Consider the following 21,184-nt stretch of genomic DNA (forward strand, 5'->3'; position numbering starts at 1 on the left):
GGTACGTTATGCAGAAGCATCAATTGGACATGTGGTTACACGGTCCCCATAAAGATACTTATAAAACTCCCAAAGTATTTGTGATTGGGTGTTCTGATGTCTCTGACTATTTGCTAGCAGTGGAGTACAAGCATCAACTTGAGCCGATTAAAGACGGTGAAGATCCGATACATTTCGGTTCGCTAGATTTGGTGAAAGAAGAGCTGCTGAGGTTAGGGGTAGATAAAGCGTACTTAAGGCTGCACAATGCGTATGACGAATGTGGCACTGAAGAGGCAGCCTCGTACTGTGATATCGAGTTATCGCTCGTGACGCACTAAATGGCGGAAACAACATTACTCAGATGGCGTGCTGATGTAGTGCTTGAGTAAGATCTGCTCAGTAAACTGTGTTCTGAGGTAAAAACCTCGGGGCAGAGTTTTTATCGGCTTGCCATTTGAGCTATATGCTTCGGTGAGGGCTTTTGCATTCGCGGCTTTAGGGCGAAGATGCAGCGCTTCTCCGTGTCTGGCGGAAATTTGATCAAATTTCCCCAAGACGATCATCTCCATTAGCTCTTCCCAGTCGTTTCGTAAAATACGCTCTTCGTCTTCGTCTGGTGACCAAATCAGTGGGCTCCCAACACGTCTTTCTGCAAGTGGAATTTCTCGTTCCCCTTCCACTGGTACCCAAAGCACACGAGACAGCTTGTTGCGTACGTGGCTTGTTTCCCATGTAAGACCATGAACACCTGTGAGAGGAGCCACCGAAACAAAGGTTGTTTCCAACGGTTTGCCAGAGTGACTGATCGGAATACTTTTCAGCTCGATCCCTAGCTTAGCGAAATCTTGTTGAGGTTTACTGCCAGCTGGGGCGCCCAAGTGCCATTCGAGTAATTGACCCACCCAACCTTTATCACGTTTTAAGTTTTCAGGAACAATCATATTCGCCTCGGCGGCCAACTCAGCAAAACTGAGTCCTGCCATATCATGCGCTCGTTCCAATAGCTCTGCTTCTGTTTGTGGTTCTGGTTTCATAGTCACAAGGTGGTATTACAAAAAATATAGTTTATCAAACTCCGGCCAAATCTACTGTTTAAGATTTCACCGAGGCGGTGTAAGAACGATCAATTCATAACTTATCCACAGATGGAGGAGGTATTGATAAGATCCTGACGGGGTCTGTATGAATAAACAGGGGTTAAAATGCATTTTTGGGGTTGATTTTGTTGTAATCATCTAAACGAATAGCAGGTGAGTGTGGATAAATAGCCTATTGGTGGATCTTTGACCGATCTGAGTTTGGTGAAAAGATCATCAAGAAACTGAAGATCGATTTATCGTTATTTTTAAAAATAAATACTTTTCTATCAATGTTTTATGTTTATTTTCTTGTTTCTTTATTTGTTTTGCTTTTGATGGGATTGAACTGAATTACTCATTTGAATTGAATTCTTCACAAAGTTATTCACAGAAAAGGTGAATAAATGTGGGCAATGTCTCACTCTTGTGTTGATAAGGTATGATGTGATTAAAAGATATCCAAATATGGTGAAAAGGTAATAAATCTTGCTCATATCACATCAGTAAGTTTGCTAGTAATGGGGATATGTGGAAAAATCACGGTAATAAAAAATTTATTCATAGAGGTTAGCCAGTGATAGATGGCGATGGTTACCGACTTAATGTTGGTATTGTGATATGTAATAACCATGGTCAGGTCTTCTGGGCTAAACGATACGGGCAACACTCATGGCAATTCCCACAAGGTGGAATTGACGAAGGTGAAACTCCTGAACAAGCCATGTTCAGGGAGTTATATGAAGAAGTCGGTTTAACGAAAAAAGACGTTAAGATCATTGCAACAAGTCGTCATTGGTTAAGATATAAGCTACCAAAACGATTGGTGCGTTGGGACTCCAAGCCTGTTTGTATCGGCCAAAAACAGAAATGGTTTCTGCTGAGATTAGAATGCGATGAATCTCGCATTAATATGCAACGCGGAAAATCCCCTGAATTTGATGGTTGGCGCTGGGTGAGTTACTGGTATCCAGTTAGGCAAGTTGTTTCTTTCAAGCGAGATGTTTATCGACGAGCGATGAAAGAGTTTGCATCCTTAGCCATGCCTTTTCGAGAGAGAAAAGCGAAAGGGAAAAGAAAAAAGCAACGTAGAGGATAATCATGCTCAGTCAGCTAAGGGAAATAGTTGAGAAAGTCTCCAGGGTCGATGATGTGCATCTGGCACTCGATATATTGGTGAAAGAGACTTGTGCTGCCCTTCGCACTGAGTGCTGTACTATCTATCTTGCTAATGAAGAAATGCAGCGCCTTGAGTTAATGGCAACTCAAGGCCTTATTTTTGAAGGTGATAGTATTCATATCAACTTCAATGAAGGCTTGGTTGGGTTGGTTAAACGAAGCGCAGAGCCACTCAACCTTGCCGAAGCCTCAAAACATCCCGAGTTTAAATTCTTCCCTCAACTTGGTGAACAGATTTACCACTCCTTTTTAGCCACTCCAATCATTCATCGCAAACAAGTTTTAGGTGTGTTGGTGATCCAGCAAAAAACACCGCGCTTGTTCAGTGAGATGGAAGAGTCGTTTCTTGTCACGTTATCCGCTCAGCTAGCAGTGCTTATTGCGCATGCGCAGAATCTTGGGCATTGGCAGTTGGCATCTAAACCCACGGTATTAAAAGGTTTGCCTGCATCTACTGGTGTCGCGATTGGAGAGTTTTGGTTCGACAATACCCAGCCGAGTTTATCGGATGTTTTCCCTTCGTCCACGTTAGATAAAGAACGTGAGCACGAGACATTGCTGGTGGCGATAGAGCGAGCGTTAAATGACTTTCGCCGTATGCGGAAAAAGCTGGACAGTGAAATCAACAAAGATGCGCTGGCGATCTTCGATCTGTTTACGCACTTACTCAATGACCCGATGCTTCGTGGTGATTTGAAGAAGCAGATTGAAAAAGGAGACAGGGCCGATTGGGCGTTACGCCAAGTGGTAGAATCATACTCGAATCGATTTGCCAGAATGTCGGATGTCTACATGCGCGAGAGAGCGCAAGACATCCGAGAGTTAGGGCAAAGGCTGCTCTATTTTCTACATAACAGTGAGCAAGAAAATTCTGCAATTGATCGTCCCATTATTTTGGTGGCGAATGAACTCACAGCCACCTTGCTCGCGTCTGTACCTAAAGAGTTTTTGTTAGCCGTCGTGTCACTAGAAGGTGGCGCGAACTCTCATGCGGCTATTTTGTCTCGCGCACTTGGAGTTCCCGCTGTCATGGGCGCCAACATTAACCCGGTTGTGGTCAATGGCAAACTCGGGATAGTGGATGGTTATACGGGCGAGATCTTCCTAGAGCCAAACCGTCAATTATTGCGAGAGTATCGCAGCTTAGTGAGTGAAGAGTCAGAATTGTTTGCAATGGTAAACAAGGACCTCGCACTCCCAGCGGTTACGCAAGACAATCACCACATCGAAATTATGCTGAATGCGGGGCTCAGTGCAGACAGTAATATTGCCATCAATACAGGTGTTGATGGAGTTGGGTTGTACCGAACTGAGATTGCATTTTTACTTCAGCATCACTTTCCGTCAGAAGATGAGCAGTATCATCAATACCAAGCGATACTCAACAGTTATCCGAATCAACGAGTGGTGATGCGCACTTTGGATATTGGTGGTGACAAACCTTTGCCATATTTGCCCATCGAAGAAGATAATCCGTTTCTAGGCTGGCGTGGCATTCGTTTTACATTAGATCACCCAGATATTTTCTTGATCCAGCTGCGTGCAATGTTAAGGGCGAGTGCAGAAAGCGGTAACTTAAGTATTTTGTTGCCAATGGTGTCTGGGGTAAAAGAGCTAGACGATGCCATTAGCTTGATTAATCAAGCCCACAGCGAAGCCGTGTTGCTTGATGATAGAATTCAGTTCCCACAAGTTGGGGTCATGATCGAAGTGCCATCAATGGTGTATTTATTGCCAACGATTGCTCACCGTGTTGATTTTGTTTCTGTCGGGACAAACGATTTAACCCAGTATTTATTAGCGGTTGATAGGAACAATTCGCGCGTCGCGGATGTCTATGAATCTATGCATCCTGCGGTACTGTTAGCGCTTAAGCAAATCCATGACGTGTGCGATAAGTATCAGGTGCCAGTGTGTATTTGTGGTGAGTTAGCTGGCGACCCATTTGGCGCTCTTCTCTTACTTGGGTTAGGGTATACCAGTTTGAGTATGAACACCTCCAACGTGGCTAAGGTGAAATATTTGATTCGTCATAGCCAACAAGAAGAATTAGAAAAATTAGCGGAGCAAGCAATGACAAAGTCCTACGGGGAGGACATTCATCAAATGATGCATGACTTCTTCATCCAACAGGGTTTTGCGGGCTTTATCCGTGCAGGTAAAAAGTAGGAAATCGTGACCGTCTCTTTATTTTTGTTATTGTTGGCGCTAGGCGCTTTTGTGGGTGTGATGGCGGGGTTACTCGGTATCGGTGGTGGTTTGATAGTTGTTCCTGCCTTGTTGTATTTGCTTCCTCTTGCTGGAATCTCTCCAGAAATGAGTATGCACATGGCCCTAGCCACTTCGTTAGCGAGTATTATTGTCACGTCAGGCTCATCGGCGATGAATCACCTTAAGCTCGGCAATGTCGATATGTTCGTCGTAAAATGGTTGATGCCAGGTGTGGTTATAGGTGGTTTTGTCGGTGCCAATATTGCTGAGTGGATCCCTACGCACTATTTGCCGAAAGTATTTGGTGTGATTGTACTTTGCCTGTCAGTACAAATGTTCCGTTCCATTAAAGTTACGAGCAGTAAACCTATGCCGAGCAGCCCGGTGACCGTTGCGTATGGCACGGGGATTGGCGTCGTATCAAGCCTTGCTGGTATTGGTGGCGGTTCACTATCGGTCCCATTTTTAAATAAACACGGGATAGAAATGCGTAAAGCGGTAGGTTCATCTTCCGTTTGTGGTTGCGTGATTGCTATTTCTGGTATGATCGGTTTCATCTTACATGGCTATAAAGTAGAAGGCTTGCCTTCATACAGTATTGGCTATGTTTATCTTCCCGCTTTATTAGCAATTGCCATGGCCTCGATGCTCACAACAAAAGTGGGCGCAAAGCTGGCAACTAACCTTCCAACTGCGGTATTAAAAAAGATATTCGCGGTGTTCTTAATGTTTGTAGCAGCGACCATGCTGCTCTAAGTTTGTACCCAAGTCATTCTCGCTGAACCAAGCATCTAGAGGTTACTTGGGTATATTTATTTTGTTGTGATAAGAAGAGAATGATTTATGTCTCAGGGATATATTGAATTTCCCAATATTGATCCGGTTTTAATCTCTATTGGTCCTGTTTCGGTTCGTTGGTATGGTTTGATGTACCTTGTGGGCTTTATGTTCGCCCTATGGTTAGCGAACCGACGTGCGGATAAGCCGGGAAGTGGTTGGACACGAGAACAGGTTTCTGATTTGTTGTTCGCAGGCTTCCTTGGCGTGGTGATTGGTGGCCGTGTTGGCTACGTGCTTTTCTACAATTTTGAGCTTTTCCTGGCTGACCCTTTGTATCTGTTTAAAGTGTGGACCGGTGGTATGTCTTTCCACGGTGGCTTACTGGGTGTGATTACCGCGATGTTCTGGTATGCACACAAAAACGGGCGAACGTTCTTCGGCGTTGCCGACTTTATCGCGCCGCTTGTGCCATTTGGTTTGGGTATGGGGCGTTTAGGTAACTTCATGAACAGCGAATTGTGGGGCCGAGTAACGGATGTGCCTTGGGCGATCGTTTTCCCAAATGGTGGTCCACTGCCACGTCATCCATCGCAGCTTTATGAAATGGCGCTTGAAGGTATCGTACTTTTCTTCATCTTGAATTGGTTCATCAAGAAACCTCGTCCTCTAGGTTCTGTTTCAGGACTCTTTCTTGCGGGTTACGGAACCTTCCGTTTCCTAGTAGAATACGTGCGCGAACCAGACGCTCATTTGGGTTTATTCGGTGGCTTTATTTCCATGGGACAGATTCTATCCCTGCCAATGGTGGTTATCGGTGTCCTAATGATGGTTTGGGCATACAAACGTGGTCATTACAAAGACGAGTTACCACAAAAGACGAAGTAAGGTATTGGTGTGAAACAGTATTTAGATTTGTGTCAACGCATCGTTGACCAAGGTGTTTGGGTTGAAAATGAGCGTACAGGCAAGCGCTGCCTGACCGTAATCAACGCGGATTTAACCTACGATGTTGCGAACAATCAATTTCCGTTGGTAACCACACGTAAAAGTTTTTGGAAAGCGGCCGTTGCAGAGCTACTAGGGTACATTCGTGGTTACGATAATGCGGAAGATTTTCGTAAGCTGGGCACGAAAACCTGGGATGCCAATGCCAACCTAAATGATGCTTGGTTAAATAATCCATACCGTAAGGGCGAAGACGACATGGGCCGTGTCTACGGTGTCCAAGGGCGCGCATGGGCGAAGCCTGATGGCGGGCATGTTGACCAATTACGCAAGATAGTGGATGACTTAACGCGTGGTGTTGATGATCGCGGTGAAATCTTGAACTTCTACAACCCGGGTGAATTCCACATGGGGTGCTTGCGTCCTTGCATGTATAGCCACCATTTTTCATTGCTGGATGATACGCTTTACCTGAACAGTACTCAGCGTTCGTGTGATGTACCGCTTGGCTTAAACTTCAATATGGTTCAAGTTTACGTGTTCTTGGCGATCATGGCGCAAATCACGGGCAAGAAACCTGGTCAGGCATTTCATAAGATTGTGAATGCGCACATTTATGAAGATCAGCTTGAACTGATGCGTGATGTTCAGTTGAAACGTGAACCATTAAAAGCGCCGACGTTCCACATCAATCCAGAGATTAAATCTCTAGAAGATCTGGAAACATGGGTCACACTGGATGATTTTTGGGTTGAAGGATACGAGCATCACGACCCTATTCGTTACCCATTCTCAGTGTAACCAGTGTTGTTCTTCAAGATATGAAAAAAGCTCCGAATGGAGCTTTTTTGCTTTTTCGTACTTTGAAGATATTACTTGAGTGCACTGACAATATAGCGGTGAATAGGGTTGGTCTGCTTCGGTGCAGACAGTGCCGGGCTAATAAACTTGGGTTGGGTGAATATTTGTTTGCTCACTAATGAGCGGATAAGCTCAAAATATTTCAGTTCTGTTTTCCCACATAGCAACAATGAAAAGTCATTGCCCAGTTTATCGTAGGCATTTAGAACCTCTCGGAACCCTCTGAGGTACAAGTAATCCTTCGTCAAACCGCCTCCTCGATACACACGAGCAGTCGTTGTGAATGCTTGAAGGTCAGACGTTTTATACTGTTCTTTTAATAGCATGAACGTATGGCGGAAATCGCGATCCTTGATCATCGACTCTACCGCCAGGACTCGTAAGGCTAAGGTTCTTAGGCGTTTGATACTGAAATGTCCTGACAGATATTCACACAATATAGCCAGCCCTTCTTGGGTGTTTGTATTAGCTGGGCACCCTAAGCTCAGAACCTTTAGCGGTTGTTGACGACCGTTAAGCGTAGTAAGAAGGTGTACACCCATTTCATGATGTGCGAGAGCCTCTAACTCATCGGTCGCGATGTATGCTGCGTGGTTAATTTTGACTCGAGATCCCGAAACGAGTGCGTTTGCTAACATCCCATCCAACACCTGTATTTCACACTCATATCCATTACGTTGAGCAAAGTTTTGCATGAAGTGTGCTATCGCGCGGCTATCATGCTGCGGTTTGCTCTCTTCTTCCGTGGGAAGGTGTAAAATGAAATGGGCGTTGGCAATATCTTTGGCGCTCGGCTCTCCGTAATAGCGCAAGGAGTTATAAAGAAACTCTTGTGTACCGATAGTATTCACTTGATCCAATTTATCTGCGTAAGACTGAATCACATCCGCGTACAGCTTTTGTAATTGGGTGTCTTGAATATTTTCTAAAGGCAGTTCATACAGACGTCGTTTTGCGCTGTGAGTATCTAGATTGGTGGTTGAGTATTGGAAGTTAGGCTCTTGAGAGTATTTGTTCTTAATAAAGCGCTCTCTTTCCTGAGCATAATTGAGAGGATTCACGCTACTGAGGATATCAATATCAGCAACCAGTTGAGTTAGGTTTTCGTCTATTGCGAGTAGCTGATCAGAAATAGTGCCATTAAGCTGCGTCATGTTGTCGACTCCAAATGAGGTAGCCCAGCATAAGTATGCTGGTATGGTTCAAATTATCACCAGACAACGAATTTGAACAGCGTCATTAACGCAAAAAAGGCCCCACAATGTGGAGCCTAAACAATAAGCGATGGTATGTAAGTTATTGTTATGTAGTTAGGGCTAAGATCGCGCCTGGTAAAATAACGAATACAGACATTAGGTAGCCACCGACAACAGCTTTGTTCTTGATAGCCATTTCAGAAATCATCTCAGCGCCTTTCACTGGAATTTCACGTAGGAACGGAATACCAAAGATAAACAGCGTTGCCATGATATTAAATACTAGGTGTACCAGAGCGATTTGAAGCGCGAATACCGCAAACTCACCCGATACGGCTGTTGCTGCTAGTAGCGCCGTAATACAAGTACCAATGTTTGCACCTAGCGTGAATGGGTAAATATCACGAACTTTAAGAACGCCTGTACCCACAAGTGGAACCATCAAGCTAGTTGTTGTTGATGAAGATTGTACCAACACAGTCACGATTGAACCCGATACAATACCGTGAATAGGGCCACGACCAATCGCGTTTTTCAAAATTTCACGTGCGCGGCCAACCATTAGGCTCTTCATTAGCTTACCCATTACCGTAATTGCAACGAAGATTGTCGCAATACCCAAAACGATAAGCATGATGCCACCAACAGTATCACCGAATGTTGAAAGTGGCTCTTTAATTGCACCCACAACTGGTTTTGTTATTGGCTTAATGAAGTTGAAGCCTTTAATGCTCATATCGCCAGTAGCAAGTAGTGGAGAAACAAGCCAATGAGAAACTTTCTCTAAAATGCCGAACATCATTTCCAACGGAAGGAAAATAGCAACAGCAAGTAAGTTGAAGAAGTCGTGAATAGTTGCGCTTGCAAATGCACGTTTGAACTCTTCTTTACAACGTACGTGACCAAGAGAAACAAGCGTATTGGTCACTGTGGTACCAATATTGGCACCCATCACCATCGGAATCGCGGTTTCTACTGGTAAGCCACCTGCAACTAAACCTACAATAATAGACGTTACAGTACTTGAGGACTGAATTAAGGCTGTTGCCACCAAGCCGATCATTAGACCCGCAACAGGGTGAGCGGCAAACTCAAATAGCACCTTAGCTTGATCGCCAGTTGCCCATTTGAAGCCACTACCAACCATAGATACTGCTAGAAGAAGCAGATACAACATGAATGCCAAGTTAGCCCAGCGTAACCAACGAGCAGTGCTCGAAATTGGCGCCACTGTTGAAGTAGCTTGGTTCATCATAATTTTCTCCGTTGACCTTTCAGTTCATTTTTCGGTCTGTAGTTGAAACTGCGGGCGATGTTAGAGAACAAATATTTCAGTAATATTACAGATTTCTTGCTGTGAGTAATTTTTATTGTTCTTTTTGATAGTGGTGTGAGTAGGGAAAAATGAAGGTTTTTAACTGTTTGAATTTAATGAATAAATTTGGCTTTCGTTTTGTGTGGTTATTGCGTTTTCTTTAGAAAGAAAATGCGCCTCAGTTCAACTTTTATGACAGTATTAATTTTATATATTCGGTAAAACTTATGTTTTTGTAATGTATTGTATGGTTTTGTCGAGTTTATTGTTTGTCTCTGTCACATTTGGTATAAAAAGCATCACTTTCTTTTCGGGACTTGATCATGTCACATCTAAACTACAACCATCTATATTATTTCTGGATGGTGTGCAAACAGGGCTCTGTAACTAAAGCGGCCGATGCGCTTTTCCTGACACCGCAAACCGTGACAGGGCAGATTAAAGCGCTTGAAGAACGCATGAAAGGAAAGTTAACCAAACGAAATGGTCGTACAGTTGAGCCAACTGAGTTAGGGCAACTTGTTTTTAAGTACGCCGACCGAATGTTTGGTTTGAGTTATGAGATGTTAGATATCGTCAATTACAGTCAGCACTCGAACATTCTGTTTGAAGTTGGCGTAGCCGATGCGTTATCTAAGCGCTTGGTCAGTAAAGTACTAATGACGACTGTCCCGGAAGATAACAGTATTCATTTACGCTGTTATGAGTCAACCCACGAATTGCTACTTGAACGACTGTCTCAGCACAAGCTGGATATGATCCTCTCGGATTGTCCCGTTGACTCAACTCAAAGCCCTGGCCTTTATAGCAAAAAGCTAGGTGAGAGCAGCATGAGCTTTTTCGCCTCTTCTGAAATTGAAAATGTGCGTTTCCCTGAGATTCTGGAACAGAAAAAGCTTTTGATTCCTGCAAGCCGAACAGCAATGGGGCGTAAGGTTATTCAGTGGTTTGATCGTCAAGGTCTTCAGCCTAATGTGTTGGGAGAATTTGATGATGTTGCGTTGATGAAGGCTTTCGCACGGTATCACGATGATGTGATTTTCTTAGCGCCGACCGTATACATGTCGGAGATTGAGGACGACCGAAATCTACAGCTAATTGGTCATGTCGATGGGTTAAAAGAAGAGTACTACGTGATTTTTGCGGAACGAATGATCCAACACCCAGCGGTAAAAAATGTTTGTGATGCTGATTTCAGTCAAATGTTTGAGTAAACCCGTATCGTTGCGCAAATAAATAGATTACTATCAATAAAAATATAATTCTAAATAATACCTAAGTAACTCAAGATACTTGTTTTAGTGAGCAAAACTATTAATTATTGATGGCGCATCAATTCTCCACTTTGGTGGATAATATTGGTGTATCACTAACAACTAAATTAGAGGTTCTAATAATGAAGACTCTGGAAGTGTATCTTGATTTTCTTAGATATATAAATCAGTGCAACACAACAAGCTGGCCAGGGTTGGAATAAGTAAGTTGTAGCTAGAGGTCCAACACATGAATCTACAAGAAATGGAGCAGAACTCCGCAAAAGCCGTCGTGTTGCTCAAAGCGATGGCAAACGAGAGACGCCTACAAATCCTTTGTATGCTGCATAACCAAGAGCTGTCCGTGGGAGAGCTGTGTGCAAAGTTAGAGCTAAGCCAGTCGGCATTATCTCAGCATCTTGCTTGGCTTCGCCGTGATGAGCTAGTCACGACAAGGAAAGAAGCACAAACCGTGTACTACACATTAAAGAGTGATGAAGTGAAAGCGTTAATAAAAACACTGCATAGTCTTTATTGTGCTGAAAGCGCTTAGCGTTAATTACATATACCTAATATATCGTTCATTTTAGGCTGTGAATCTAACTCGTTGGAATATTTGAGAGTGGCGTTAAACTTTTGATGGTAGAGTTGCTGCGCATCGACCAATTTGCTTTGTTCTCAAGTGTTTTATTGGTGCTTTCCAGTTTGAGCTTTATAAGGTAAATAAGCTGATGCCTTTGAATAGGCGTGCAGAAAAAAGAAAAGCTGGCATTGCCAGCTTTTTTATTAAGAAAATTTTGTAGATATAAAAAAACCGACACAAGGTCGGTTTTTTCTTCACTGTAAAATCAGGACTCTATTAAAGAGCTTTGATTTGTGCAGCGAAACGAGACTTATGGCGAGCTGCTTTATTCTTGTGAATAAGGCCTTTAGTTGCCATGCGGTCTAGGATAGGTGTAACTACAGCGAATGCAGCAGTTGCAGCTTCTTTGTCGCCTGCTTCGATAGCAGCAACAGTTTTCTTCATGTAAGTACGCATCATTGAGCGACGGCTAGCATTGTGCTGACGACGTTTCTCAGCTTGGATAGCGCGCTTCTTAGCAGATTTACTATTTGCCAAGGGTCTAACTCCCAAAAACTTAGTTCTGTGACAATTTAAGGGCGAGGAATATCCCTCATTTGCGCTTAAATGTCAAATGATTTGTGCAAAAACCGATCTAAGCCAAAACAAATTTTGGTAAGAGAGGTTATCGCGGTTAAGATGGCGGGGATTCTAACAGCATTTTTATACCAATGCTAATAATTATCCGCGAAAGGCACACTTATTCCTTACAACCCGCGGATAGATTTTTGACGTCTATTTACAGCACCTGTCAGAGAAACAGTATAGGGTTAGCTGTCTTATGGTGATATTCCGAGGTTACAGTGAGTAAACGACTACTCAAGTCTGGCATGATCGTCAGTGCTATGACATTTATTTCCCGCGTTCTTGGCCTAGTTCGTGATGTTGTAGTGGCAAATTTAATGGGGGCAGGAGCAAGCGCAGATGTCTTTTTCTTCGCCAATAAAATTCCTAATTTTTTACGACGTTTGTTTGCTGAAGGTGCTTTTTCCCAAGCGTTTGTACCTGTTTTAACGGAAAGCCATGCTCAAGGCGACATGGATAAAACTCGGGAGCTCATTGCTCGTGCGGCGGGTACGTTAGGGGTGATAGTCTCGATTGTTACCATTTTAGGTGTCCTAGGCTCCGGCGTGGTCACTGCTGTGTTTGGTTTTGGTTGGTTCCTTGACTGGATGCATGGTGGCCCGGCTGCAGCAAAGTTTGAGCTTGCTAGCGTGATGCTCAAAATCACCTTTCCCTATTTATGGTTCATTACCTTTGTCGCTCTATCGGGCGCTATCCTCAATACATTAGGTAAATTTGCTGTCTCCTCCTTTACCCCTGTTTTCCTCAATGTGATGATTATTTTGGCGGCGTGGTTTATCTCGCCGCAAATGGAAATGCCAGAAATAGGGCTTTCCATTGGTGTTTTCTTAGGTGGTTTGGTCCAGTTCTTATTCCAAATTCCCTTCCTTATTAAAGCAGGCGTCATGGTTAAGCCAAAATGGGGCTGGCGCGATCCGGGTGTAGTGAAAATCCGTACTTTGATGATCCCCGCTTTGTTTGGTGTATCGGTCAGTCAGATTAACCTGTTGTTTGATACGTTCATCGCCAGTTTTTTGCAAACCGGTTCGATCAGCTGGCTGTATTACTCAGACCGCTTATTGGAATTTCCTTTAGGCCTGTTTGGTATTGCGATCGCGACTGTGATTTTACCCGCGCTTTCACGTAAACACGTTGACGCACAAAGTGAAGGCTTCGCGCAAACCATGGATTGGGGGGTGCGCATGGTGATCTTGCTTGGCCTTCCTGCAATGCTTGGTCTGATGGTACTGGCAAAACCTATGCTGATGGTTCTGTTTATGCGAGGTGAATTTTCTCCTCAAGACGTACATCAAGCATCATTGTCGCTTTTTGCCTACGCTTCAGGTTTGTTGAACTTCATGCTGATTAAGGTGCTCGCGCCAGGTTATTACTCGCGTCAAGATACTAAAACGCCAGTAAAGTACGGCATCATTGCGATGGTGACCAACATGGTGTTTAACGCAATTTTTGCGTACTTTTATGGCTACGTTGGTTTGGCTATCGCGACGGCACTTTCGGCGTTCGTAAATATGGCATTGCTGTATCGTGGTCTACATATCGCAGGGGTATACCAAATCACCAAACGAACCGTCTTCTTTATTATACGTTTGGTTATTGCAGGTGCGGCGATGGTGGCTGCGATCTTATGGCAATTGGAAGACATGTCAGTGTGGCTAGATTGGAGCTTTGCTCACCGCAGCGGTGTACTAGGAATGTTGATCGGTCTAGGAGCCGTGGTTTACCTAGTGGTTCTATTTTTAACTGGTGCACGCTTAAAAGACCTAAAAGCTGGGACAGACTAAGGGTGATTAGTATATAATCCGTCAGTTTCACACAGTGTAAAGTAAAAACAGAGGCAGAAAGCAGTATCCAATGGAACTGATTAGAGGCATTCACAATATCACCCCGCGACATCATGGTTGCGTGCTGACTATTGGCAATTTCGATGGTGTCCATAAAGGCCATCAACAAGTATTGCAGCAAGTGTCTGAGCAAGCGGACAGGCTATCATTGCCTTCTGTTGTGATGACCTTTGAACCTCAGCCGATGGAGCTGTTTGCCAAAGATAAGGCACCTGCACGGTTGACGCGATTACGCGATAAGTTCGTGCAATTGAGTAAGCTCGATATTGATCGCTTGCTCTGCGTCAATTTCAATCGTCATTTTGCAAGTTTAACCGCGGAAGAGTTTATCCGTGACTTGTTGGTCGAGCGTTTGGGTGTTAAGTTTCTTGTCGTTGGTGATGATTTCTGCTTTGGCAAAGGCCGAACTGGCAACTTTGCAATGCTGCAGGAAGCAGGGGAAAAGTACGGTTTTGATGTCGTGAGTACCCAGAGCTTTTGTTTACAACAATTACGTGTCAGCAGTACGGCTATCCGTCAAGCGCTGGCGCGTGACGATTTGCATTCCGCGCAACAGATGCTGGGAAGAAACTACAGCATCAGCGGTCGTGTTTCTCACGGAAGAAAGCTGGGAAGAACGATAGGTTTTCCTACTGCGAATATTCCTTTGAAACGCTGTGTTTCTCCGGTCTCCGGAGTCTATGTTGTTCAAGCGCTTGGCTTAGGAAATAAGCCAATTGGTGGTGTCGCTAATATTGGTCAAAGACCGACTGTCAATGGCGTTCGCCAACAGTTAGAAGTACACTTATTCGACTTTCATGCCAATTTATATGGCAAGCAACTAGAAGTGGAACTTTTGCATAAACTTCGAGATGAGCAAAAGTTTGAGTCGTTTGAAGCACTTAAACAACAAATCGAATTGGATGCTGAAGCAGCAAGGGTGTGGCTGCGTCAGCTTAAGCGTTGAGCGGTTTATTCCACCGTTCAACATAATGTCTAATTTTCGCCCAATATAACGGAATTAAGAATCGATGAGTGAGTATAAAGATACCCTGAACTTACCTGAAACAGGGTTTCCAATGCGCGGCAATCTGGCCAATCGTGAGCCAGAAATGCTTAAGCGTTGGTACAAAGAAGATCTTTACGGTGAAATCCGTAAAGCTAAGAAAGGCAAAAAGTCATTCGTATTGCACGATGGCCCTCCTTACGCAAATGGTGACATTCATATTGGTCACGCACTAAACAAGATTCTTAAAGACATTATTATTAAATCCAAAACACTTTCAGGTTTTGACGCACCTTACATTCCTGGCTGGGATTGCCACGGTCTACCTATTGAATTAATGGTAGAGAAAAAAGTAGGCAAGCCAGGCCAAAAAGTGACGTCAGCAGAATTCCGCGAGAAATGTCGCGAATACGCAGCAGGTCAGGTTGAAGGTCAGAAAGAGAGCTTCAAACGCCTTGGTATCATGGGTGAGTGGGACAAGCCATACCGCACTATGGATTTCGCAACTGAAGCGAACATTATTCGTGCTCTTGGTAAGATCGCAAGTAATGGTCACCTGCTAAAAGGTTTCAAACCTGTTCACTGGTGTACAGACTGTGGTTCTGCTCTTGCTGAAGCGGAAGTAGAATACAAAGATAAAGTATCGCCATCTATCGACGTTCGTTTTAAAGCGGCTGACGAAGCGGCACTGCTGTCTAAGTTTGAGCTGACTGAAGGTCATGAAGGTAAAGGCGATATCTCTATTGTCATCTGGACGACAACTCCTTGGACGCTTCCTGCGAACCGTGCTGTGTGTCTACGTGATGACCTTGAGTATGTACTTATCCAAGTTGAAGGCGAGCAACCTGAACGTATCATCGTTGCAGCTGAACTAGCGAAAGACGTGATGGACCGTGCTGGTATCGAGCACTTCCACAACCTTGGTTTTGCTAAAGGTGCGGAGCTTGAGCTTTCTCAATTCCAACACCCATTCTACGATTTCACTGTACCGGCGATCCTAGGTGATCACGTTACGACTGATTCAGGTACTGGTGTTGTTCACACTGCTCCTGGTCACGGTCAAGAAGACTTCGCGGTTGGTAACAAGTACAACCTAGAAGTAGCAAACCCAGTTGGCTCAAACGGTGTTTACCTACCAGATACAGAGCTATTTGCTGGTCAGCACGTATTTAAAGCGAACGATGCGGTAGTAGAAGTACTGAAAGAAAAAGGTGCACTACTACACCACCACGCTTACGAGCACAGCTACCCACACTGTTGGCGTCATAAGACTCCAATCATCTTCCGTGCTACACCTCAATGGTTCGTTTCTATGGACCAAGCTGGCCTACGTGCTAAAGCACTAGAGTCAATCAAGAACGTAGAGTGGATGCCTGAGTGGGGTCAAAGCCGCATCGAAGGTATGATCGAAGGTCGCCCTGAGTGGTGTATCTCTCGTCAACGTACTTGGGGTGTGCCAATTGCTCTGTTTGTTCATAAAGAAACAGCAGAACTTCATCCAAACACGCTAGAGCTGATCGAGAAAGTCGCTAAGCTGGTTGAAGAGAAAGGCATCCAAGCATGGTGGGATGTAGATGCCGCTGAACTACTCGGTGCTGACGCTGACCAATACGAAAAAGTACTCGATACGCTAGACGTATGGTTCGATTCAGGTGTCACTCACTTCTCCGTTGTTGATGCTCGTGAAGAGTACAACGGCAACAGTGCAGACCTATACTTAGAAGGTTCTGACCAACACCGTGGTTGGTTCCAGTCTTCTCTAATTTCATCTATCGCGATGAAAGACGAAGCGCCTTACAAACAAGTACTGACACACGGTTTCGTGGTTGATGGTCAGGGTCGTAAGATGTCTAAATCTATCGGTAACGTGGTTGCGCCAAAAGACGTAACTAACAAGCTAGGTGCTGACATTCTTCGTCTATGGGTTGCTTCAACAGACTACACTGGTGAAGTTGCGGTTTCTGATGAAATCCTAAAACGTAGCGCAGATGCTTACCGTCGTATCCGTAACACAGCGCGTTTCTTCCTTGCTAACCTAAGCGGCTTCAACCCTGAAACAGACATCGTTCCTGTTGAAGAGATGGTTGCGCTAGATCGCTGGGCAGTTGGTCGTGCGCTAGCAGCACAAGAAGAGATTGTTAAAGCATACGAAGAGTACAACACACACGGTGTGACTCAGCGTCTAATGCAATTCTGTTCGATCGAAATGGGCTCTTTCTACCTAGACGTAATTAAAGACCGTCAGTACACAGCAAAACGTGGCGGCAACGCTCAACGTAGCTGCCAGACTGCACTTTACTACATCGTAGAAGCGCTAGTTCGTTGGATGGCGCCAATCATGTCGTTCACTGCAGATGAAATCTGGAACGAAATGCCAGGCGAGCGCGACAAGTTCGTATTCACTGGTGAGTGGTTCGACGGTCTATTCGGCCTTGCTGAAGGTGAAGAGCTGAACAATGAATTCTGGGCTGAGATCCAAGCGGTTCGTGGTGCAGTAAACAAACTTCTAGAAGATGCGCGTAAAGAGAAAACCATCGGTGGTGCACTACAAGCTGAAGTGACTCTATTTGCTGATGACGCTTTAGCGGCGAAGATCAACAAACTTGAAGATGAACTGCGCTTTGTTCTACTAACCTCTGCGGCGAAAGTTAAGCCTCTAGGTGAGAAGACTGATGCAGCACAAGCCACGGATATCGAAGGCTTGTTTGTTGAAGTAGCAGCAGCTGAAGGCGAGAAGTGTGATCGTTGTTGGCACCACACGCCAGACGTAGGCACAATTGAAGGTCACGAGAAAATCTGTGGTCGTTGTGTGTCTAACGTAGAAGGCGAAGGTGAAGTACGTAAATTCGCGTAATTGCCTAGAACGACTGAACTTTTTTTAAAATTAACAGCCCCAGTATTTACTGGGGCTGTTTGTAGGTAAAGTAATGAGTGAAAAAGCACTGTCTTTAAAGCAATCTGGTATTCGCTGGTTATGGTTAGCGGTGGTTATCTTTTTAGCTGATATTGGCATTAAGTATGTTGTAATGAACAACATGGGATATGGCTGGGCAAACCGCATAGAAATTTTGCCATTCTTTAATCTTTTGTACGTGCATAACTATGGCGCTGCTTTTAGCTTTTTGAGTGATCAAGCGGGCTGGCAACGTTGGTTATTTACAGGTATTGCTTTTATCGTTACGGGTCTTTTGACTTACTGGATGAGCAAACTACCAGCGAAAGAGAAATGGAATAATATTGCTTATGCCATGATTATTGGTGGCGCAGTAGGCAACGTATTCGACCGAGTAATACATGGGTTTGTCGTGGATTATTTGGACTTTTTCTGGGGTAATTATCACTGGCCAGCGTTCAACCTTGCAGACATGGCGATCTGTATTGGTGCCGCGATGATTATTCTTGACGGCTTTCGAAAGAAAGACGAGGCGAAAGCCTAAGTAGTGGCAGTGTATATTGCGAAAAGTTGAATAACCCTAAGCGTCGCCCGTTGATTCGAGCGACGCTTTTTATTATGTTGGAGCGCCAATCAGCATATCAATGTATAAAAAGACCAAGCTGACAGCGTAATAACCCAAGAACAAGGAAGCAGTAACGTGACAACAATAACCAATGAATCTGTAGTAACCCTTCACTTTACGATTAAAATGAAAGACGGATCGGTTGCGGATAGTACTCATAACATGGGTAAACCAGCGAAATTTGTTATGGGTGATGGCAGCTTGAGTGAAAACTTTGAGCAGTGCTTGATAGGCCTCGAAACAGGCGCACAAAAAGCGATTGAGCTAAAAGCAGAAGACGCGTTTGGCATGCCAAATCCAGACCATGTACACCATATGGATCGCACTAAGTTTGTAGGTGATGCAGAAGTAGAAGTGGGTACAATCATGGCGTTCAGTGGTCCTGATGGTATGGAAATCCCGGGCATTATTACAGAGATTGCTGGCGATTCAGTCACTGTGGACTTCAACCATCCTCTAGCGGGACAAGACGTGACTTTCGAAGTTGAAATTTTGTCAGTAGAATAGCGAACCCAATAAAGATAATTTCCATGAGCAATGAAATGAAAATCCTATTAGCTAACCCACGCGGCTTTTGTGCTGGTGTAGACCGTGCGATTAGCATCGTAGAGCGTGCGCTAGAGATGTATCAGCCACCGATTTATGTTCGTCATGAGGTGGTGCATAACCGTTTTGTGGTTGAAGGGCTAAAGCAACGTGGCGCTGTCTTCGTTGAAGAGCTGCATGAAGTGCCAGACAACAACATTGTAATTTTTTCTGCTCATGGTGTATCGCAGGCGGTTCGTCAGGAAGCCAAGCAGCGAGATTTGACGGTATTTGACGCGACTTGCCCGTTGGTAACCAAAGTGCATATGGAAGTGGCGCGAGCAAGCCGCCGCAATATGGAAGTGGTTCTGATTGGTCACGCAGGTCACCCTGAAGTGGAAGGCACAATGGGGCAGTACGCGAGTGAAACCGGTGGTATGTACTTGGTTGAAACCCCGGCCGATGTTGAGAAACTGAAGTCGATTGTGAAAGATCCATCTGATCTTCATTACGTAAGCCAAACGACACTTTCTGTAGATGAAACTGCCGATGTTATCGAAGAGCTACGCCGCGTCTTCCCAGATATCCAAGGACCACGTAAAGACGATATCTGTTACGCGACACAAAACCGCCAAGATGCCGTACGTGAATTAGCGGGTGACGTAGATGTGATGGTTGTTGTGGGTTCAAAAAACTCATCAAACTCTACACGCCTTAAAGAGCTAGCTGAAAAGCTAGGGACACCAGGCTACTTAACCGACTGTCCGGAAGATATCAAACCTGAATGGTTCGAAGGCAAAACGAAAGTAGGTGTGACTGCGGGGGCATCTGCTCCGGAAGAGCTCGTTAATCAGATTCTAGAGCGAATCAAAGAACTAGTCGGTGCCGAAGCGGTCGATGAAGTACTTGGTCGTGAAGAGAATATGTTCTTTGAAGTACCCAAAGAACTGCAAATCAAGCAAGTGGATTAATCTCCATTTATCGAATATTAAAAAGGCGACCAGTGGGTCGCCTTTTTTACATCTCACTCAGTTCATTTAGGTAATCACGAATTTGGTCTTTCCCTAAACCATCGATAATCATATCGGACATCTTCGTGATTCTTCGCTCAAGCAACTGAGCAACCCTTTCGCAATGTGCGTACATGTCTTCATCAGAACCTTCAGTCGGAAAGGCATCGACTTGCCAGTTTACTCGAACGCCACCCGCAAGCCACTGAGGAGCTGCCTCTTGATGTAAAGAGTCACAGAGAATAATAACGATGTCAGGAAGAAACTGAGTTCGCTCTTCCCATGAGTGGGTGTGGATATGTGGAATGGGAAGTTGGTGGTCATCTAAATATTTTTGCACCACCGGGTGAACTGTGCCTGTGGGATGAGACCCACCGCTGGCGACACTAAAATCTGCTGGCAGGATATGGGTTGCGATCGACTCAGCGAGCACACTTCGTCCAGCATTGTGCTTACATATGAACAAAACTTTATACATCATCGCCTCGTCTTTTCGGAGCGTCTTATTTATACGCTAGCGGAAACTCAGCGGTGATGTGTGAACTTTTTGTGTTAGTGGCTAATGCCCAGCATCTCTTTGAGCACTTTAAGGTAGCGGCGGCTTACTGGTATCTCAAAGCCAGTTTTGGTGATGATTTCTGCTAATCCGTTTTCGAGTAATTTGATTTCGCTGATGGCCTTAATGCTGACTAAGTATTGGCGATGACAGCGTACCAGTGGGGTTTTCTCTTCTAGCGTTTTTAATGTCAGTTGAGTGCTCGCGGCTTGGCTGGTGGAGCGTACATGCACGCCGCTGATGTCACTGTATGCACATTCTACCGTGTCGGTGGCCATGATAACGATACGGTTGTGCCCGATGCACGGAATCTGATCTAAAGTATCGGGCGTAATAGCAGACAGCTGTTGAGTTAGGGCGGATTGACTAATGACTTTATTTAGCCGTTTGACCGTTTTGGTTAAACGGCATGGGTCGACAGGTTTGAGCAAGTAATCAAAGGCATTGTCTTCAAATGCTTGAATTGCATACTGGTCGTAAGCCGTGACAAAAACCACATAAGGCATGGTTTCTGGATCAAGCATTCCAAGTAGTTCAATCCCAGTAACTTGAGGCATTTGGATATCGAGAAACACCACATCAGGTTTGAGCTCATTGATTTTTTTTAGACCAAGGATCGCGTTTGAGGCATTGCCCACCACTTCAACTTGGCCTGTTTCATCCAATAACTCTGTCAGCTCTTCACGAGCAAACTGTTCATCATCAATGACGAGTGCGGTTAACATCCAACATTACCTTTATTGC

At 44.6% G+C, this 21,184-nt stretch carries 20 protein-coding genes; 14 read left to right on the forward strand and 6 right to left on the reverse strand.

What is annotated here, in order from left to right; genetic code table 11:
* Nucleotides 1-8: 8 nt before the first annotated feature.
* On the forward strand, nucleotides 9-320 hold the full coding sequence (locus ACWPOD_RS13850; RefSeq protein ID WP_005397320.1) for a DUF6482 family protein: 312 nt from the start codon (nucleotides 9-11) through the stop codon (nucleotides 318-320).
* 15 nt (nucleotides 321-335) lie between these two features.
* On the opposite strand, the gene mutH is transcribed toward ACWPOD_RS13850, so the two are convergent.
* Nucleotides 336-1,016: a DNA mismatch repair endonuclease MutH gene (gene mutH, locus ACWPOD_RS13855; protein WP_237311982.1), complete on the reverse strand. Its 681-nt coding sequence runs from the start codon at nucleotides 1,014-1,016 to the stop codon at nucleotides 336-338.
* A gap of 619 nt (nucleotides 1,017-1,635) precedes the next feature.
* Here mutH and rppH point away from each other — a divergent pair.
* From rppH to ACWPOD_RS13880, 5 genes are all read left to right on the forward strand, one after another.
* Nucleotides 1,636-2,157, forward strand: coding sequence for an RNA pyrophosphohydrolase (gene rppH / locus ACWPOD_RS13860; RefSeq protein WP_005381953.1), 522 nt, complete (start codon nucleotides 1,636-1,638; stop codon nucleotides 2,155-2,157).
* A gap of 2 nt (nucleotides 2,158-2,159) precedes the next feature.
* Nucleotides 2,160-4,406: a phosphoenolpyruvate--protein phosphotransferase gene (gene ptsP, locus ACWPOD_RS13865; protein ID WP_456231951.1), complete on the forward strand. Its 2,247-nt coding sequence runs from the start codon at nucleotides 2,160-2,162 to the stop codon at nucleotides 4,404-4,406.
* Between the two features lie 6 nt (nucleotides 4,407-4,412).
* Nucleotides 4,413-5,204 carry a sulfite exporter TauE/SafE family protein gene (locus tag ACWPOD_RS13870; protein WP_006743341.1) on the forward strand — a complete coding sequence of 264 codons (792 nt, stop codon included), beginning with the start codon at nucleotides 4,413-4,415 and terminating at the stop codon, nucleotides 5,202-5,204.
* 87 nt (nucleotides 5,205-5,291) lie between these two features.
* Nucleotides 5,292-6,113, forward strand: a complete 822-nt coding sequence (gene lgt, locus ACWPOD_RS13875; RefSeq protein WP_005381948.1) for a prolipoprotein diacylglyceryl transferase — start codon at nucleotides 5,292-5,294, stop codon at nucleotides 6,111-6,113.
* Nucleotides 6,114-6,122: 9 nt separating this feature from the next.
* Nucleotides 6,123-6,974, forward strand: coding sequence for a thymidylate synthase (locus ACWPOD_RS13880; protein ID WP_005381947.1), 852 nt, complete (start codon nucleotides 6,123-6,125; stop codon nucleotides 6,972-6,974).
* A gap of 71 nt (nucleotides 6,975-7,045) precedes the next feature.
* Here the strand turns inward: ACWPOD_RS13880 and ACWPOD_RS13885 are convergent, their stop codons facing one another.
* The gene (locus tag ACWPOD_RS13885) at nucleotides 7,046-8,188 is read right to left on the reverse strand and encodes a flavohemoglobin expression-modulating QEGLA motif protein (protein WP_167426876.1); all 1,143 of its coding nucleotides are present in this window, start codon (nucleotides 8,186-8,188) and stop codon (nucleotides 7,046-7,048) included.
* Nucleotides 8,189-8,336: 148 nt separating this feature from the next.
* Nucleotides 8,337-9,482 (reverse strand): Na/Pi symporter, encoded by a 1,146-nt coding sequence (locus ACWPOD_RS13890; protein ID WP_031780616.1) that lies wholly within the window; start codon nucleotides 9,480-9,482, stop codon nucleotides 8,337-8,339.
* A 386-nt stretch (nucleotides 9,483-9,868) separates the two neighbouring features.
* On the opposite strand from ACWPOD_RS13890, the gene nhaR reads away from it, so the two are divergent.
* Nucleotides 9,869-10,759, forward strand: coding sequence for a transcriptional activator NhaR (nhaR, locus tag ACWPOD_RS13895; protein WP_005381942.1), 891 nt, complete (start codon nucleotides 9,869-9,871; stop codon nucleotides 10,757-10,759).
* Nucleotides 10,760-11,048: 289 nt separating this feature from the next.
* Nucleotides 11,049-11,351, forward strand: coding sequence for an ArsR/SmtB family transcription factor (locus ACWPOD_RS13900; protein ID WP_005397309.1), 303 nt, complete (start codon nucleotides 11,049-11,051; stop codon nucleotides 11,349-11,351).
* A gap of 306 nt (nucleotides 11,352-11,657) precedes the next feature.
* Here the strand turns inward: ACWPOD_RS13900 and rpsT are convergent, their stop codons facing one another.
* Nucleotides 11,658-11,918: a 30S ribosomal protein S20 gene (gene rpsT, locus ACWPOD_RS13905; RefSeq protein WP_005381938.1), complete on the reverse strand. Its 261-nt coding sequence runs from the start codon at nucleotides 11,916-11,918 to the stop codon at nucleotides 11,658-11,660.
* 305 nt (nucleotides 11,919-12,223) lie between these two features.
* Here rpsT and murJ point away from each other — a divergent pair, with 305 nt between their 5' ends.
* From murJ to ispH, 6 genes are all read left to right on the forward strand, one after another.
* On the forward strand, nucleotides 12,224-13,786 hold the full coding sequence (gene murJ / locus ACWPOD_RS13910; protein ID WP_046873949.1) for a murein biosynthesis integral membrane protein MurJ: 1,563 nt from the start codon (nucleotides 12,224-12,226) through the stop codon (nucleotides 13,784-13,786).
* 70 nt (nucleotides 13,787-13,856) lie between these two features.
* A complete protein-coding gene (gene ribF / locus ACWPOD_RS13915) occupies nucleotides 13,857-14,792 on the forward strand; it encodes a bifunctional riboflavin kinase/FAD synthetase (protein WP_046873948.1) in 936 nt (311 codons plus the stop codon).
* 64 nt (nucleotides 14,793-14,856) lie between these two features.
* Complete coding sequence (gene ileS, locus ACWPOD_RS13920) at nucleotides 14,857-17,685, forward strand: isoleucine--tRNA ligase (protein ID WP_456231952.1); 2,829 nt, start codon at nucleotides 14,857-14,859, stop codon at nucleotides 17,683-17,685.
* Nucleotides 17,686-17,758: 73 nt separating this feature from the next.
* On the forward strand, nucleotides 17,759-18,268 hold the full coding sequence (gene lspA / locus ACWPOD_RS13925; protein WP_005397302.1) for a signal peptidase II: 510 nt from the start codon (nucleotides 17,759-17,761) through the stop codon (nucleotides 18,266-18,268).
* A 156-nt stretch (nucleotides 18,269-18,424) separates the two neighbouring features.
* The gene (gene fkpB, locus ACWPOD_RS13930) at nucleotides 18,425-18,856 is read left to right on the forward strand and encodes an FKBP-type peptidyl-prolyl cis-trans isomerase (RefSeq protein ID WP_012842130.1); all 432 of its coding nucleotides are present in this window, start codon (nucleotides 18,425-18,427) and stop codon (nucleotides 18,854-18,856) included.
* A gap of 23 nt (nucleotides 18,857-18,879) precedes the next feature.
* Nucleotides 18,880-19,845 carry a 4-hydroxy-3-methylbut-2-enyl diphosphate reductase gene (gene ispH, locus ACWPOD_RS13935; RefSeq protein ID WP_047009110.1) on the forward strand — a complete coding sequence of 322 codons (966 nt, stop codon included), beginning with the start codon at nucleotides 18,880-18,882 and terminating at the stop codon, nucleotides 19,843-19,845.
* A 46-nt stretch (nucleotides 19,846-19,891) separates the two neighbouring features.
* Here ispH and ACWPOD_RS13940 read toward each other — a convergent pair whose 3' ends face one another.
* The gene (locus ACWPOD_RS13940) at nucleotides 19,892-20,365 is read right to left on the reverse strand and encodes an arsenate-mycothiol transferase ArsC (protein ID WP_167426874.1); all 474 of its coding nucleotides are present in this window, start codon (nucleotides 20,363-20,365) and stop codon (nucleotides 19,892-19,894) included.
* A gap of 71 nt (nucleotides 20,366-20,436) precedes the next feature.
* Complete coding sequence (gene btsR / locus ACWPOD_RS13945) at nucleotides 20,437-21,165, reverse strand: two-component system response regulator BtsR (RefSeq protein ID WP_006743107.1); 729 nt, start codon at nucleotides 21,163-21,165, stop codon at nucleotides 20,437-20,439.
* Nucleotides 21,166-21,184: the final 19 nt, after the last annotated feature.

The sequence above is a fragment of the Vibrio sp. JZG120 genome (genome assembly GCF_053890955.1).